Source organism: Amycolatopsis dendrobii (assembly GCF_014145675.1).
Taxonomy (GTDB): Bacteria; Actinomycetota; Actinomycetes; order Mycobacteriales; family Pseudonocardiaceae; genus Amycolatopsis; species Amycolatopsis dendrobii.
Map to the genome: position 1 here is coordinate 39,270 of NZ_JACGZW010000019.1, position 15,331 is coordinate 54,600.

Annotated in this window: 14 protein-coding genes; 7 read left to right on the forward strand and 7 right to left on the reverse strand. The window is 69.2% G+C overall.

The genetic code is table 11. The features are described from left to right. Nucleotides 1-8: 8 nt before the first annotated feature. Nucleotides 9-629: an NADPH-dependent F420 reductase gene (locus tag H4281_RS40010; RefSeq protein WP_182896053.1), complete on the reverse strand. Its 621-nt coding sequence runs from the start codon at nt 627-629 to the stop codon at nt 9-11. Further along, complete coding sequence (locus H4281_RS40015) at nt 626-1,846, reverse strand: FAD-dependent monooxygenase (protein WP_182896054.1); 1,221 nt, start codon at nt 1,844-1,846, stop codon at nt 626-628. Before H4281_RS40015 ends, H4281_RS40010 begins: the two co-directional genes overlap by 4 nt. Nucleotides 1,847-2,158: 312 nt before the next feature. Here H4281_RS40015 and H4281_RS40020 point away from each other — a divergent pair, with 312 nt between their 5' ends. Continuing rightward, entirely contained in the window at nt 2,159-3,118 is a 960-nt protein-coding gene (locus tag H4281_RS40020; RefSeq protein WP_220508561.1) for a LysR family transcriptional regulator, read from the forward strand. A gap of 67 nt (nt 3,119-3,185) precedes the next feature. Here the strand turns inward: H4281_RS40020 and H4281_RS40025 are convergent, their stop codons facing one another. After that, nucleotides 3,186-3,563 (reverse strand): SGNH/GDSL hydrolase family protein, encoded by a 378-nt coding sequence (locus tag H4281_RS40025; RefSeq protein WP_182896055.1) that lies wholly within the window; start codon nt 3,561-3,563, stop codon nt 3,186-3,188. A gap of 247 nt (nt 3,564-3,810) precedes the next feature. On the opposite strand from H4281_RS40025, the gene H4281_RS40030 reads away from it, so the two are divergent. Beyond that, nucleotides 3,811-4,374: a copper resistance CopC family protein gene (locus H4281_RS40030; protein ID WP_182896056.1), complete on the forward strand. Its 564-nt coding sequence runs from the start codon at nt 3,811-3,813 to the stop codon at nt 4,372-4,374. Between the two features lie 314 nt (nt 4,375-4,688). On the opposite strand, the gene H4281_RS40035 is transcribed toward H4281_RS40030, so the two are convergent. The 3 genes from H4281_RS40035 to H4281_RS40045 all read right to left on the reverse strand — a co-directional run bounded on the left by H4281_RS40035 (nt 4,689) and on the right by H4281_RS40045 (nt 7,337). Further along, complete coding sequence (locus tag H4281_RS40035) at nt 4,689-5,810, reverse strand: S1 family peptidase (protein WP_182896057.1); 1,122 nt, start codon at nt 5,808-5,810, stop codon at nt 4,689-4,691. Nucleotides 5,811-6,074: 264 nt separating this feature from the next. Beyond that, complete coding sequence (locus H4281_RS40040; protein WP_312872274.1) at nt 6,075-6,830, reverse strand: HAD family hydrolase; 756 nt, start codon at nt 6,828-6,830, stop codon at nt 6,075-6,077. 33 nt (nt 6,831-6,863) lie between these two features. Then, nucleotides 6,864-7,337, reverse strand: coding sequence for an SRPBCC family protein (locus H4281_RS40045; protein WP_182896058.1), 474 nt, complete (start codon nt 7,335-7,337; stop codon nt 6,864-6,866). Nucleotides 7,338-7,360: 23 nt separating this feature from the next. On the opposite strand from H4281_RS40045, the gene H4281_RS40050 reads away from it, so the two are divergent. Continuing rightward, nucleotides 7,361-7,969 carry a TetR/AcrR family transcriptional regulator gene (locus tag H4281_RS40050; RefSeq protein ID WP_182896059.1) on the forward strand — a complete coding sequence of 203 codons (609 nt, stop codon included), beginning with the start codon at nt 7,361-7,363 and terminating at the stop codon, nt 7,967-7,969. 725 nt (nt 7,970-8,694) lie between these two features. Here H4281_RS40050 and H4281_RS40055 read toward each other — a convergent pair. After that, entirely contained in the window at nt 8,695-9,033 is a 339-nt protein-coding gene (locus H4281_RS40055) for a winged helix-turn-helix transcriptional regulator (protein WP_182896060.1), read from the reverse strand. Nucleotides 9,034-9,131: 98 nt separating this feature from the next. Between H4281_RS40055 and H4281_RS40060 the strand changes: the two genes are divergently transcribed. The 4 genes from H4281_RS40060 to H4281_RS40075 all read left to right on the forward strand — a co-directional run bounded on the left by H4281_RS40060 (nt 9,132) and on the right by H4281_RS40075 (nt 15,295). Continuing rightward, nucleotides 9,132-9,827, forward strand: a complete 696-nt coding sequence (locus tag H4281_RS40060; RefSeq protein ID WP_312872275.1) for a DsbA family oxidoreductase — start codon at nt 9,132-9,134, stop codon at nt 9,825-9,827. Between the two features lie 243 nt (nt 9,828-10,070). Then, nucleotides 10,071-10,517, forward strand: a complete 447-nt coding sequence (locus H4281_RS40065; RefSeq protein ID WP_182896061.1) for a DoxX family protein — start codon at nt 10,071-10,073, stop codon at nt 10,515-10,517. Beyond that, nucleotides 10,514-11,437, forward strand: a complete 924-nt coding sequence (locus H4281_RS40070; protein ID WP_182896062.1) for an EamA family transporter — start codon at nt 10,514-10,516, stop codon at nt 11,435-11,437. Before H4281_RS40065 ends, H4281_RS40070 begins: the two co-directional genes overlap by 4 nt. A gap of 15 nt (nt 11,438-11,452) precedes the next feature. Next, the gene (locus H4281_RS40075; protein ID WP_182896063.1) at nt 11,453-15,295 is read left to right on the forward strand and encodes a non-ribosomal peptide synthetase family protein; all 3,843 of its coding nucleotides are present in this window, start codon (nt 11,453-11,455) and stop codon (nt 15,293-15,295) included. Nucleotides 15,296-15,331 lie beyond the last annotated feature (36 nt).

Below are 15,331 nucleotides of genomic sequence, written 5' to 3' on the forward strand. Positions count from 1 at the left end.
GAACCCGTTCACTCCAGCAGCGCGAAGCCCGACTCGTACCGCGTCTTGCCCAGCGCCGCCAACACGATTTGCAGGAATCCCATCGCCTCGAGTTCCCTTGCGCGGGTCAGCGGGCCGACGTCGACCGCGCGCATTCCCGCCGCCTCGATGAACGCCGCGACCGCCATCTTCGCGTCCGCGTAGTCCCCGGCGAACAGGACGGTCGTGCGCGTCGTGCCGTTCGTGCCGCTGACGAGCGTGTCCCCGAGATTGACGTTGAACGCCTTGACGACGGCCGTGCCCGCCGGCAGCAGCTTCACGAGTTCGGCCGCGGTGGACGAATCGGCTGGCGACTTCAACCGGTCGTAGGTGGAGAAATCGATGGGGTTGCTGATGTCGATGACGATCTTTTCGCGGAACTGCTCCCGATAGCGCTCGACGATGCCCGGGTACGCCCCGTACGGAACGGCAAGCACGACCAGGTCTCCAGTGAGCTTGTCGCCCAGGACGCCGTAATCGGGACCAGGACGCGCCGCGGACATGCTTTCCGCGCTGCGCTTGATGATCTGGACGTCGGCGCCGGCCCGGGCCGCGACTTCCGCGATCGCCCCGCTCATCTTGCCGCTGCCGATGATGCTGATCGAGGTCATGCGACCGGAACCCCCTGAAATCGGTTGAGCGCCTGTTCGGCCACTTTCTGCGCGTCGTAGTCGAATACCGCGCTTCGCCGGAAGTCGCGCCCGACCCGGAGATCGGCGTCGCGCTTCTTGAGGTCCGCGAATTCGTGCTGTGCGTCGAACATGGCGCCGGCCCGGCGAGAGCCGTTCTGCAGGATCGCCGTGCGTTGCATGCGGACCGAGGTGTAGCGCCGGAACGCCTCGGGAATGTCGGCGACGCTTTCGGCTGCCGCGAGGAACGTGGCGAGCGCCATGCTGTCCTCGATCGCCTGGTTCACCCCCTGCCCCTGGTGCGGCAGCATCGTGTGCGCCGCGTCGCCGAGCAAGGTGATCGGCCCTCGGGACCAGTTGGCGAGAGGTTCGTGATCGAAAAGGCCCCACCAGAAGGTGTGCTCGATGCACCCGATGAACTCCTGGAGTTTCGGGTCCCAGTCCGGGCCCGCGAACTCGGCGGCGAGTTCGCGGACCTCTGCCGGACCGGACCAGGCCCCGCGGAGCGGCCGGTCGCTCGGGATTCCGGCGACGAAGTTGAACAGCTTCCGCTGCTGCAGCGGATAGCACATGAAGTGCCTCCGGTTGCCCATCCACACCTGGCTGATCATGCGCCAGTCGCCGGGCAGGCGGGACGCGTCGACCACTCCGCGGTAGACGATGTACCCGGAGTAGACCGGCTCCGGGAACTGGCCGACGGCTCCCCGCACCACCGAATGGATGCCGTCCGCCCCGATCACGGCATCGAACACGTCGTCCGCGCCGTTCTCGAACTCGAGACGAACGCCGGAGCCCAGTGTCTGCACCGAAACCAGCCGGTGGCCGAGACGGATCGTCGCCGGATCGACCTCCTGCGCCAAGGCGTCGATCAAGTCCGGGCGGTACATGCCGATGTTCTGGTGCTGCTTGGCCGAGTCCTCCCATGCCGCGTCGGTCACCAGACCGCCCATGGCGTTCAGGTAGACGCCGTGCCCGTCCGGGACCGCGCCGACCCGCCTGATCCGGTCGAGCACGCCGAGTCTCTCGAGAACGCGCGCGGCGTTCGGCGCGACCGTGACCCCCGCGCCCACTTCGCCCAGCTTGCCCGCCTGCTCGAACACGGTGGCCTGGACGCCGGCGATCTTCCGCAGCGCGATCGCGGCCGTCAGCCCGCCCATCCCTCCGCCGACGATCGCGATTCGAGTGTCCTGACCTGCCACTGCTTCTCCTTGCCTGCCTCTGCTTCTCTTGACTGACTCGCGCGACACCCGCTGCTCGCACCGGTGGTTCCGGCGGCCGGTGCGCACGACACGGAGGAGGATCGGCGCCGATGACCGTCGCGCAGGCGATTCGCCGTGGCGAGACGGAGTCGGAGGAGCGCACCGTTGTCCCCAAAGTCCTTGCCAGCCCTCCGTTCGGAGGGATCGGGAAGCTGTTCCTCTCATCATGCGAGGCCCTCGTCTGCGTGTAAATCGTGGTAATGTGAGGATGTAATTCGGTTGAACTGAAGAAGTGGGGCAGCCATCTCCGAGGTGAGCCTGCGGCAACTCGAACTTTTCGCGGCACTGCCGAATTTCCCCACGCTCAGCGCGGCCGCGGCGCACCTGCACATCTCGGAGTCCGCGCTGTCGCAGGCCGTGTCGAGCCTGGAGAGCGCCGTGGGCGAGCAGCTGTGCGTGCGGCGCAAAGCCAGAGGGCTCACGCTCACTCCGACCGGTCAGGATTTCGCCCGGCGGGCTCGTCAGATCGTGGCCGACACTCACGAACTCGTCCTGAGCGCCGGACGCGAACAGGAGCTGCGAGGTCCGGTGCGGCTCGGCTGCTACTCGAGCTTCGCCGCGAACGTGGTGCCGGAGCTTCTCGAGGGCTTCCCCCAGCGGCATCCCGGCGTGAGCATCGGGATCACGGTGGGCACCAACGAAGAACTGCTCTCCGATCTCGAGGCAGGGCGGCTCGACGTGGCCCTCGTGTACGACGTGTCGCTGCCGACCGGATGCCGCCGCCGCAGGATCTACGCGACAGAACTCGAGGCGCACCTGCCTCCCGGGCATCCGCTCGCGGCCGCCGAGACAGTGGACCTGGCGGATCTCGCCGACGAGCCCTACATCCAGTACGACGCGACACCGGGCGTCCGCAATGTGGCGGACGCGTTCACCGCGCGCGGCCTGGAGCCCAGGATCGAAGCCAGGGTCTCCCAGATCGGCCTCGTCGAGGCACTGGTGGGCCGAGGACTCGGCTACGGGCTGCTCATGTCCCGGCCCCACGCGCTCCCCATGAGCATCGAGGGACGACCGGTCGTCATCCGGCCGCTCGACCCCCCGGTCACGGTTACCCACGTAGTGGGGATCTGGCCGGCGGACATGAAGCTCACCCCGCGCGCCTCCGCCCTTCTCGACTTCGCCGCGGAGCGGCTCGGCGAGCACGGGCCCACCGACGCGATTCCGGCTCGGACGGCATCCGACGACACTGCCGCGGCTGTGCCGGAGCATTAGGAGGTCCTCGGCGTCCCGGACACGCGGAAACGGTACCGCTCCCAGCGAACGGCACCGCCTCCAGCGATCAGGAGCCCACCGCCTTCCAGGCGACGTCAGCGATCAACGCCTGCCCTTTCGCACTCGGGCGGAAGCAATCCACAGTGGACATATCGCTCGGATCGAACCGAGCCGCGAAACCCGCGCCTTCGTCGTACGGGCACTGGGCGAACTCGGCGCAGACCTCAGCAAGCTGCGCGTTGTAGTCGACGATCCGCTGCCGGAACGCGTCGCGCCGTTGCTGGTCGGCCGAGGCGGTCGAGACCGGATTCGCCAGCAGTGCGTCGCCCGCTGCGGTGGTTTTCAATCCGATTCCCGAGGCGTATCCGGCCACGATCACGACCGCGCCCGCCAGACTGGCCGCGACCCCGTGGTCCCGGCGCAGTCCACGCCCGGCTGAAGCCACCACAATCATTTCCTCCCGACTGGCGGATGGAGCATGACGAGTGAGCACCACATCAGACCGCGCGTTTCGCTAGCCGACGCGGTCATGACGGGAACGGAAAAATCGACTTCCGGATAACCGCGGGCAATCGGTGAACTCGCACTCGCCCCGAGGAGTGAGAACTGTTTAACGCAGCCGTCGCGCTGCCGACAACGAGCTTCCGGGACCATCCCGGTCCGACACTTATTGCCTTCCGGAAGCAGGGTTCATGCGATCGCTCTCCATCGCTGCCCCCGCCGACCGAGAACGGCAGCGCCGAGGCGGGCTCGCCGCAATTCTTTTCACACTGGCCGCGACCCTTGTTCCGCATGCCGCGGCCGAGGCGCACAGCTTTCTGGAATCGAGCAGTCCGGCGAAGGATTCCGCGATCGCTGCCGGACCCGCGAAAATAGTGCGCACCTTCAACGGACCCCTGGACAGCGGATTCACCGAATTGTCCGCGCTCGGCCCGGACGGAAGGACGCATTGGGCGTCCGGCGCGCACACCGTCGCCGGAGCCGACCTCTCCGCGCCGGTGAAACCGCTCGGTCCAGCCGGGAAGTACACTGTGGACTATCGGATCGTGTCCGCCGACGGGCATCCGGTGTCCGGCTCTTACTCCTTCACGCTGACCAAGCCCGGCCCAGGCGCCGCGGCCGCGCCACCGTCCACCGCTGCGGCATCGACGGCCAGCGAGAACGACGTGCCGCTGTGGGCATGGGTGGCCGCGGCACTGCTGATCGCAGGAGGAATCGTCGCGGCCCGCATCTCGCGCGGTCCGTCCCGAGACTGAGCGAACGCCCGCCGTGTCCGGCGCCCTCGTCCGGCGGCGCGCGGCACCCGGCCCGGGCGCGGCTCGGCTCGGCTCGGCTCGCGAGCCCGGTCGAGGCGAAAACCGCGGAATCAGCGAGCGCGCTGTTCTTCCGCGGAGTGCTGTGCAACTTCCTGTCCTGCCTCGCCGTGCGGATGGCCGCGCGCACGAAGTCGGACGGCGCTGATCGCCTGCTGCCCGCTCGCGTTCGTCAACTGTCCGCCGGGCTCGGAAACCTCATCCGCGCCAGGCCGCGGCGCCAGCATCCGAAAAGGCTGGCGCCGCGCCCGGACAGGTCACCCGGTGACGAGCGACAGGCCGTAGGTCTGCAGGATCTCGTTCACCGGCTGGAACCAGGTCTCACCGCCGGAACCGCAGTTGCCGAAACCGCCCGAAGTGACCCCCTGGGCTTGGTCGCCGGTGATGAAGGAGCCGCCGGAGTCGCCGGGTTCCGCGCACGCGTTGGTGTGCGTCGCCTGGTAAACCGCGCCCTGGGCGTAGTTGATGGTCTCGTTCAGGCCCAGCACGGTGCCGCAGTGCCAATGCGAGGTCGAGCCGGAGCGGCAGATCGACGAACCGGCCGGCGCGACGGCCGACCCGCGGACGATCACGTCGCTGACCGTGCCCCAGCCGAGCACGACGGGGGCGGTCCACCAGCCGTTGCCGATGGTGATGTAGGAGTAGTCGTTGCCGGGGAAGGAAGATCCGGCGAACGTGCCCATCGCCGAGTTGTCCCAGCCGACGACGGAGCTGCCCTTGCTGCCGCAGTGCCCGGCGCTGACAAACCCGCCGTGCACCGAGAAGCCGATGGAGCAGCGGGTGTTTCCGTTGATGTAATAGGGATCCCCGCCGACGGTGCCTGCCGAGAACGTCTGCGGGCGAGCACCGGGAACCACGGTCACCGGGCCTGCGGCACGGGCTCGCGCGAGGAAAGCGTCGACGTCCGGACCGTGCGCACCGGGTTGGAGGGTGACGACCACACTGCCGCTGCGGGGATCCGCGTGCCAGCCGCTGACCGCGGCCGGGGCTCGGTTCGCTTTCGCAGCGGTGTCGATGGCCGTCTTCGCCGCGTCCAGCGCCGCGGCGGTGACCTGCGCCGGAACGGTTTCCGCCCCGGCCCGACGAACGGCGCCGGCCACGGCCGGGTCCGTCACGCCGACGACCAGCTTGCCGCGCGCCGGGTCGAACCAGGCCCCGCCGAAAGCCGTTCCGGCCGCCTGCTGGGCCGCGGGCAACTGCCGCGACGCGGTCAGTTCCTGCCGGAGCCGGGTCTGCGCTTGCCCGGCGCTGAGGCCGAGATCCCGTTGCATGGCCGCGATCAGTCCAGGGGACGCCTGGGCGGCGGGCGCGACCACGGCGGCGAGACTCGCCGCGAGAACGGCCGCACCGGTGAGGCTGAGGGTGATTCTTCGACGCATCGGAACTCCTCGAAGGCCGGGGGAAAGAAACCCACTGTCGGCCGAGTGTGCGGAGGCTGCGCGAAGCCGGTCCAGCGACGGCCCGCGTTTTGTCCGAAACCTGTCGCCACGACTGCTCCGTTCGTCCGCTCCGGAACGGACTTCCGGGCAACCGCCGGTCCGGCGCCGCTCAGATGGGCGGGGTCGCGGTCCCGAACAACAACGAGCCCATGTCGCCGATTGCGGCCTTCTCAGCCCTGTCCGTGGCGGGACTCCTCATCGTCTTCACCAGCGTCGCCCCCAGTTCCTCCACCACGGCGCGCGGCCGGTCGACTCCCTGGTCCTCGGGACGGCGTTCGGCGCTCCCCGCACCACGCAAGCGAGCGGGGTGTCGTCCAGGGACTTCGCGAGATCCCCTGGCGTGTCGTAGAGGGCGACGGCACCGGCCTCCCGGAGTTCGTCGTCTCCGAAGCCGCCGGAGCGGACGACGATCGCGGGCATTCCGGCCCTTTTCGCCGCTTCGACATCCCACACCGAGTCGCCGACCATCACCGCCGGCGCGCCGGGCGGGGCACCCAGCTTCTTCAGCGCCGCCCGCAGCAGATCCGGGGCCGGTTTGGACGCGTCGACGTCGGCACTGGTAGTCCAGTCGTCGACGAGATCGCGAGCGTCGAGCTTGTCCAGGAAGACCTCCGCGTGGCGTTGCTGAGCCGAACTGGCGAGCACCACCCGGTGGCCGCGCTCCTTGACGGCCGCGAGCAGATCGCGGGCACCCGGCAGCGGCGCCATCTCCTCGAGCAGCGAGTCGACCTCCTTGCCCTGCCGCTCCCGGGCCCGCTCGCCCGCCCGGCGCTCCAATTCCTCCCCGCCGACCGCGGCGACGAGCTGGTCCCCGCCCATCCCGATCAGCCGGTGCAGCCGCCACACCGGGTGCACCTCTCCCACCGACCGCAACGCCCGGTACCAGGCGAGAGCATGGTGGTAGTTCGAATCGACGAGCGTCCCGTCGATGTCGAGGACGGCAATGGGGGAACCTGTCACGAGTGCTTGATTACCCACCGTCGCGGGAGTCAATCACCGCGTCTCTCCGGACGACTCAAGCGCCGCCTTGGCCTGCCGCATCTCGTCCTCGACGTCCGGCCGCAAAGTCCGGCGCAAAACCGGCTCCGCGAACCACTTCGCCGGCCCCTTGAACCCGCACCGCACAGTCCGGGTGACCGCGGTGCGCTCGCCCGAGGCCACGCACACCCAGCTGGCGCTGAACTCGGAAACGAGATTGGCCAGCCGGTTCGCCGGGATCGGCGGCAGCCGCACGTCCACTCGCTCGTCCGAGGTGCGGGTCATCCGGGAAACCACCTTGACCGCCGGACCGGGAATGCCGGGAAGCTTGCTGCCGAAGCGAAACTCGGTGACGTCCCCGGCGCGCCGCACCCAGTCGATCGCACCGATCTTGCGGTCGACCGCGGCGTAGGCGCGGGGGTCCATCACGAACTCGAGCACGCGGTCCGCCGGGCAGTCGATCGTCTCAGTCACCTGAACCTCGACCATAGGAAAGAGAGTACTCTCTCACTATGGCGCGTTCAACTCCCGGCGTGACGAGGCAGCACCTGGTCGAAGCGGCCGCCCAGCTGTTCGCGGAACGGGGCTTCGGCAAAACCTCGACCGCCGACATCCAGCGCGCGTGCGGCCTCAACCCCGGATCCGGAGCGCTGTACAAACACTTCCCCTCCAAGCGGGCGCTGCTGGAGGAAATCGTGCAGCAGCATCTGGCGGGGATCAGCGACCGCAGCAGGCAAGCGGCAGCGGTGCCCGAAGCACCGGAGGAGGCGCTGCCCGTGCTCGCGCGGCTGGTTTGGGACAGCATGCGCCGGGACCGCGCCGCGCTGCGCATCATTTTCCGCGAACTCGAACCGTTTCCCGACCTGCTGGAACAAATGTGGCAAGGCGTGCTCGGCTCGGTCTACACCGTCGCGACGGAATGGATCGCCTCTGGCGTGCGCCGCGGCGACTTCCAGGTCGAGGACCCCGAAGCCACCGCGTCCGTGTTGCTCGCTTCCCTGACCTACTACCCGATTCTGGACGCACTCGTCGGGCACACCCCGGGCGATGTGGACGAGGAAGCCTTCCTTGCCGCGTGGACGCTGCAAGCCCGGCTTTCGCTCGGACTCAAGGACCGGTGAACCCCTGTCGCACGTGGTCCCGTGACCCGCGAACACCAGTTCTCCGTCGCTTTGGCCTGCTTCGCCGGAGGCCGCGTGTTCGCGGTCTTTGGCTCCGCGGGGCATGAGCACGGAATCGCCTGGCCGGATCAGGGTGCCGTCTCTTGCACCGGCCCGAACAATCTCGTCGCCGAGTTTCGACGCTTGCGCCGCAGGGCAATCCGCCCCTTCGAGCAAGCGTCCGACCTCGGCTTCGATCAGCGGGGGCACGCCCGACGCGATCTGGGCCGCGCTTCCGCAAACCACCGCCAGGCCGGGGTCGAGCATCGACGACGTGGCCGCGCTGCGCGGCCGAGCCGACGGTGCTGCCAGGTTCGCGTCGTTCTTGACGAACACTGGCACCTTGAGCCATTCGTTCAGCATGCCGGTCAGATCAGCGTGCGTCGTCGTCCAGAACACGTCGTCTCCCGCATCGGAACGGTCCGGCGCCTCGTCGGAATCCATCACTGCCGTCCTGAGGTTTCTCAGGTCGACGCGGATCGCCGACACGTTCTCGCCGCCGGTCCGCACGATGTCCTGGCAGCGGTCCGCCACGACGCGCTGGCCCTCTTCGTCGCGGTAGTACCCGGCGGTCGTCGCGGGCGAGCGGCAGACCGCCTCTCCGGACGGCGCCCCGACCGCGATGAGCGCGTTCGCCGGTGTCCTCAATGGACAGTTCGATGCCGGTTTCGGCACCCAGTCCAGCCTCAGTCGGCCCGCGGCGCGGGCTCGGCGACCCAGGTTTCGGCCCAGTCGGACAAGGCGTCGACCGCCGTCTGCAGTTGGTGGCCCTTCTTCGTCAGCACGTATTCGATGCGCACCGGGGTTTCGTCGTAGACGCGCCGTTCGACGATGCCTTCGTCCTGGAACTCGTGCAGGCGTTCGGCGAGCATCTTGTCGCTCAGGCCCGGAATGGCCTCACGGATGTCGCGGAAGCGGGTTTTGCCGTGGAGCATGGCGCGCAGCACCGCGCCGCTCCAGCGGCGCCCGATCAGTTCCACCGCGTGGTGGAAGAGCGGGCAGAAGGCTTCGGCGTTGCGGTCCACTTCACGACGTTAACGCTTGGTAAGCGACTTGACAAACGTGAGTGCTCCACCTTTACTAACGACTCGTTAGCGACTCACCGCATGGGTGGAGGTTGAGCGTGGCCGCGGAAGTTCTGATGCGCGCCGACCCGGGAGTGGTGACGGTCTGGTCCGACATCGGCTGTCCGTGGGCCACCCTGGCGTTGACCACGTTGCGCACCGCGGCGCGAAACCGGGGCCACGAGCCGCTGATCGACCACCGCGCGTTCCCGCTGGAGCTGTTCAACTGGCAGCCCACGCCGAAACTGATCCTCGACGCCGAGATCGTGGCGATCGCCGGGCGCCGGCCCGAGCTGGGTTGGCGGCTGTGGACGGGCGCCGAACACCAGTATCCGGTCACCACGTTGCCCGCCATGGAAGCGGTGCAGGCCGCGAAGCACCCCGACATCGGCGGGCTCGCCGCCTCCGACCAGTTCGACGAGGCTCTGCGGCACGCCTTCTACGTCGACGGCCGATGCGTCAGCCTGCACCCGGTCATCCTCGATGTCGCGGCCCAGTGCGATCGAGTGGACGAGTCCGCGCTGGCGGAGGCGCTCGCCCGCGGCGACGGGCGAGCGGAGATCTACCAGGATTGGGAGATCGCCCGCGGTCCGCGGGTGCAGGGCAGCCCGCACCTGTTCGCCTCCGGCGGATACGATCGGCACAATCCGGGCGCGACTTACCACTGGACCGCACCGCCCGGCAAGGGCTTTCCCTTATTGGAAGACTACTCGACCGAATGGGCGAACACCTTGCTGGATCAGCTCGACCGCTAACTGATCAATACACATTCCCCGTCGCTTTCCGGATTCCGGAATGGCGACGGGGAATTTTTTTCACGTAATTTCCGGACCCGTTCGGAAGTGTCACGGCATGGACACCTTTGGTTTACGTTCCAGGAAGACCAATTCTCCATGCGCCGGATCTAATCCTGGGCGTTCGATTCGAACGAACCGCCTGACGCGACGACGCGGCGGGCAGCATTTCAGTGCACCCCTAGTCCCCGGAGAGGTCTTCGCATGTCGTTTCCCGCCAGCCGGATCACGCCTGGTGTTCAGTCCGTTTTCCGCGTCGTTATCGGCTTCCTCTTCACGTGCCACGGTGCCGCGTCCCTGTTCGGCGTCCTCGGCGGCGCGGTGGGAACCCATGGCGGCACGGTCAGTTTCCCGACCTGGCCCGGATGGTGGGCAGCTGCCATTCAGCTGGCCTGCGGAATTCTCGTCATGATCGGCGCGGGCACGCGTGCCGCCGCGCTCCTGGCGTCCGGTTCGATGGCTTTCGCCTATTTCACCGTGCATTTCCCGCACTCGCCTTTTCCCATGGAGAACGAGGGTGAACCGTCCGCTTTGTACGCTTGGGCTTTCTTGTTGATCGCGGCGATCGGGCCGGGCCCCTGGACGGTTGTCGAATTGGTGCGCAAAATCGTGCGGACCGCTCCGGCGGCGCAGCCGGTCGGCGCCGAATGACGCACGAGACGCCGGTCGCGAACCGCGCGGCGGACCTCGCGCTGACCGCGCTCGGGCCGGCGGTGTGGGGCAGTACCTATCTGGTCACCACCGAACTGCTGCCGCCGGGCCGCCCGCTGCTCGCCGCGACGGTGCGCGCCCTGCCCGCGGGGCTCGCGCTGCTGGCGGCGGGCCGGACGTTGCCAACGGGCCGCTGGTGGTGGCGTGCGCTCGTGCTGGGCGTGGTCAACATCGGGGCGTTTTTCTTCCTGCTGTTCGTCGCCGCCTACCTCCTGCCGGGCGGGGTCGCCGCGGTGATCCTCACGCTGCAGCCGGTGCTCGTGCTGGTGCTCGCGGCGGTCGTGCTCGGCGACCGGATCCGCCTGGCCCAGGTCGTGGCTTGCGTCCTGGGCATCGGCGGAGTCGCGTTGCTCGTGCTGCAGCCGAGCGCGCGCCTCGACCCGGTCGGGGTGCTCGCCGGGCTCGGCGGCGCGGTGTGCATGGCGACCGGCATCGTGCTCACCAAGCGCTGGGGCCGCCCGGACGGGACGAGCCTGCTGACCTTCACCGGCTGGCAGCTCGCCGCGGGCGGGCTGGTGCTCGCACCGGCCACGCTGGCCGTCGAAGGCTTGCCCGACCGGATCAGCGGCGCCAACGTCGCCGGGTTCGCCTATCTCGGCGTGGTCGGCGCGCTCATCGCGTACGCGCTGTGGTTCCGCGGCCTGGAGCGGCTGCCCGCGCTCGCGGTCTCCTTCCTGGCGTTCGCCAGCCCGCTGGTCGCCACCGTCCTCGGTTACCTCTTCCTCGATCAGTCCTTCACCCCATGGCAGGCCGTCGGCGCCGCCACCGTCGTCGGCGCCGTCGTCCTGGCGCAGCAACGGATCCGGCCCGCCCCCGGCACCACCAGACCGCTCGACCTCCCCGTCCCCCGCGAACTGTGAATCGGAGCAAGTCCCATGCAGTCCCCCGACGCACTGGCACCCACCCCGACCGGGCCTCACCCCGTCGACATCGCCCGCACCCTGCCCGAACTCCTCGCCGACCGCGCCGCCGCCGCACCCGATCACCCCGCGGTGATCAGCGACGACGCCACGCTGACTGTCGCCGGCCTCTACCGCGCCGCCTGCCGGGTGGGCGCCGGGTTGCGCGCCCTCGGCGTGCGCCCGGACGACCGGATCGGCGTCTACGCCGATCCGTCCCCGGAGCTGCTGGTCGCGATCTGGGGCATTCTCTGCTCCGGCGCCGCCTACCTGCCGCTGTCCCCCGACTATCCGGAAGACCGGATCCAGTACATGATCGCCGACGCGGACGTCCGCGTCGTGCTCACGCAGGACCACCTGCGCGACCGGCTGCGCGAATTCGCTTCGCCCGCAACGCGAATCGTCACTTCCGCCCAACTGCCCGAACCGAGCCCGGAGCCGCCTCGGGGCGCAGCAAGCCCGACCGGCCTGGCCTACGTCATCTACACCTCGGGCAGCACCGGACGGCCCAAGGGCGTGATGATCGAACACCGCAGCGTCCTGTCCCAGATGCGGTGGATGAACTACTTCGGGCACGTCGGCCCGCACACCGCCGTGCTGCAGAAGACCCCGGTCAGTTTCGACGCCGCACAGTGGGAAATCCTCGCCCCCGCGGTCGGCGGACGCGTCGTCGTCGGCGCGCCCGGCATCTACCGCGACCCCGAAGCACTCGTCGACACCGTCATCCGCCACGACGTGACCACCCTGCAGTGCGTGCCGACCCTCCTGCGCGCGCTGCTGGACACCGAGCGCTTCGCCGAATGCACCTCGCTGCAGCGCGTGTTCTCCGGCGGCGAAGCGCTGTCGGTCCCGCTCGCCCGCGAACTCCTGCGCACCGTGCCGGAGTGCTCGCTGGTGAACCTCTACGGTCCGACCGAGTGCACGATCAACGCCACGGCGCATCTGGTCGACCCGGACGACCTCGACGACGAGGCAGCGTCGGTGCCCATCGGCACCCCGGTCGACAACACCCAGTGCTACATCCTCGACGCCGACCTCGCGCCCGTCGACATCGGCGAGACCGGCGAACTGTACGTCGGCGGAGCCCAGCTGGCCCGCGGCTACCTCGGCCGGGCGGACCTGACCGGGGAGCGGTTCATCCCGTCGCCGTTCGTGCCGACCGAGCGGCTGTACCGCACCGGCGACCTCGTGCGCTGGAACCCGGACGGCACCATCCAGTTCTGCGGCCGGGCGGACAACCAGGTCAAGCTGCGCGGCTACCGCGTCGAACTCGAAGAGGTCACCCTCGCCGTCGAGAACCACACCTGGGTCCGGCAAGCCGCCGCCCTCGTCGCCGACGACCCGCGCACCGGGTCCCCGCAACTGGTCGCCTGCGTCGAACTCAACCCCGCCGAAGCCGCCGTCATGGACCAGGGCAACCACGGCAGCCACCACCAGTCCAAGGCCAGCCGTCTCCAAGTCCGGGCGCAACTGGCCGACCCCGGCATCCGGGGCGAGGACCAGCTCGCCGGACGACCGGCGATCGCGCTTCCCGGCCGACAGGAAACACCGGAGCAGCGGCGGAAAGTGTTCGCCCGCAAGACCTACCGCTTCTACGACGGCGGCCCGACCACCCGCGACGACCTCCTGCGCCTGCTCGCCGCACCGGCGCCGCGACAGCCCCGCCCCCGCCAGCCGCGCGACCTCGGGCCCGCCGGGCTCGGCGCCATCCTGCGCTGGTTCGGCCAGTTCCACAGCGAGCAGCGCCTGCTGCCCAAATACTCCTACGCCTCCCCCGGATCGCTCTACGCCGCCCAGCTCTACCTCGAACTGTCCGGTGTGGACGATGTCCCGGACGGGGTGTACTACTACCATCCCGCCGACCACCGGCTGGTGCTGATCTCCGCAGCCGCCGCCGGGCACCCCGGAATCCGGATCCACCTCGCCGGGCGGCACGGCGCCATCGAACCGGTCTACCGCAACAACATCCGCGAGGTCCTGGAAATCGAAGCCGGGCACCTGATCGGCGTCTTCGCCGACATCCTCCCTGACCACGGACTCGCCGTCCGCCCCGCGCACCACGACCCCGCCGCGAAAAACCGGCTCGACATCGCCGACGAGGACCACTACCTCGGCACCTTCGACATCGTGCCGGACGACGGCGAGACCCCTTGGCTCGCCGACACCGAGATCTACGTGCAGGCCCATCCGGGCGCGATCGCCGACCTGCCCGCCGGCCAGTACCGCTGCACCGACGGCAGGCTGGAGCGGCTCGGCGACGAACTCCTCCAGGCCAAGCACGTCATCGCCATCAACCAGCAGGTCTACGCCCGAGCCAGCCTCGGCATCAGCGCGGTCAGCCGCGCCCGGCAGCCCTGGCTGCGCTACGTCGTCCTCGGCACCGCTCTGCACCAGCTCCAAAGCAACGACCTCGGCTTCGGGTTCATGTCGTCGGGCTACAGCTCGGAAACCGGCCACCCGCTGCCTGCCGCCCGCCGCCTCGACGACATCCTGACCCGCCACGGCATCGAACCCGGGCCGTCGTACTTCTTCGTCGGCGGCCGCGTCAGCGCCGACCAGCTCCGCGGCGAAGACATGCGCGAAGACGCCGTGCACATGAAGGGACCCGCTGAACTCATCCGCGACGAACTCGCCGCCACCCTGCCCGACTACATGATCCCGAACCGGGTGCTGGTCCTCGACCGCCTGCCCCGCACCGCCAACGGCAAAATCGACACCGCCGCGCTCGCCCGCTCCGAACAGGTCACCGCCGCCGGCACGGCCACCGCCTACGTCGCCCCGGCCACCCCGACCGAACAGCGCCTCGCCAAACTGTGGGGCGCCGCACTCCGCTACGCCGAAGTGTCCACAATGGACGACTTCTTCGCCGTCGGCGGGAACTCGCTCGTGGCGGTCAAACTGATCAACACCGTCAACGCCGAACTCGGCACGCAGCTCCCGATCCAGGTCCTGTTCGAGGCACCCCGCCTCGCCGACCTCGCCGCCCGCATCGACGACGACCACGACATCCCCGTCTCCCGGACGATTCCGCTGCACGCCGGCGGCACCGGGACCCCAGTGTTCTGCTGGCCCGGTCTCGGCGGCTACCCGATGAACCTGCGCGCCCTCGGACAGGAATCCGGGCGCCCCTTCCACGGAATCCAAGCCCACGGCATCAACCCCGGCGAAACCCCGTTCGCCACGATCGCCGAGACAGCCGCGGCCGATCTCGCCGAGATCCGCCGGGTCCAGCCCGAAGGACCGTATTCGCTGTGGGGCTACTCCTTCGGTGCCCGCGTCGCCTTCGAAACCGCCTGGCAGCTCGAACAAGCCGGCCAGCAAGTCCGCGAACTCGTCCTGATCTGCCCCGGCAACCCCACCGTCAGCGCCGGGCGCCGCAACGACCGCACCGCCAGCTACCGCAACCCCGTGTACGTCACCATCCTCTTCTCCGTCTTCACCGGCCGGATCGACGGCCCAGAACTCGACGACTGCCTCGCCCACGCCCACGACGAGGACAGCTTCGCCGACGCGATCGCCCGGCACCGCCCAGGCCTTGACGAGGACACCGTCCGCCGCATCATCCGCATCGTCGCCCAGACCTACCAGTTCGACTACACCTTCGACGAACTCTCCCAACGCCGCCTGGCCGCCCCCGTCACACTCCTCAAAGCGACCGGCGACGACTACTCCTTCATCGAAGAAACCACCGGCTACAGCGCCGCCCCGCCCCGCGTCGTCACTCTCGCCGCCGATCACTACGAAGTCCTCCGCGAACCCGCGGTACACGACCTCGTCGCTGCGATCAACGGAGCTGCACCCGCCACCGCGGCCCGGTAACCGGCACGACGCGGTGGTACCGGCGCCCTCGTGCTG

Bases quoted from the DNA above. Each gene is read 5' to 3' on its own strand.
- H4281_RS40045 (WP_182896058.1), bottom strand. From the start codon at position 7,337: ATGGTCGAGGTTCAGGTGACTGAGACGATCGACTGCCCGGCGGACCGC.
- H4281_RS40075 (WP_182896063.1), top strand. From the start codon at position 11,453: ATGCAGTCCCCCGACGCACTGGCACCCACCCCGACCGGGCCTCACCCC.
- H4281_RS40070 (WP_182896062.1), top strand. From the start codon at position 10,514: ATGACGCACGAGACGCCGGTCGCGAACCGCGCGGCGGACCTCGCGCTG.
- H4281_RS40030 (WP_182896056.1), top strand. From the start codon at position 3,811: ATGCGATCGCTCTCCATCGCTGCCCCCGCCGACCGAGAACGGCAGCGC.
- H4281_RS40010 (WP_182896053.1), bottom strand. From the start codon at position 629: ATGACCTCGATCAGCATCATCGGCAGCGGCAAGATGAGCGGGGCGATC.
- H4281_RS40050 (WP_182896059.1), top strand. From the start codon at position 7,361: ATGGCGCGTTCAACTCCCGGCGTGACGAGGCAGCACCTGGTCGAAGCG.
- H4281_RS40035 (WP_182896057.1), bottom strand. From the start codon at position 5,810: ATGCGTCGAAGAATCACCCTCAGCCTCACCGGTGCGGCCGTTCTCGCG.
- H4281_RS40065 (WP_182896061.1), top strand. From the start codon at position 10,071: ATGTCGTTTCCCGCCAGCCGGATCACGCCTGGTGTTCAGTCCGTTTTC.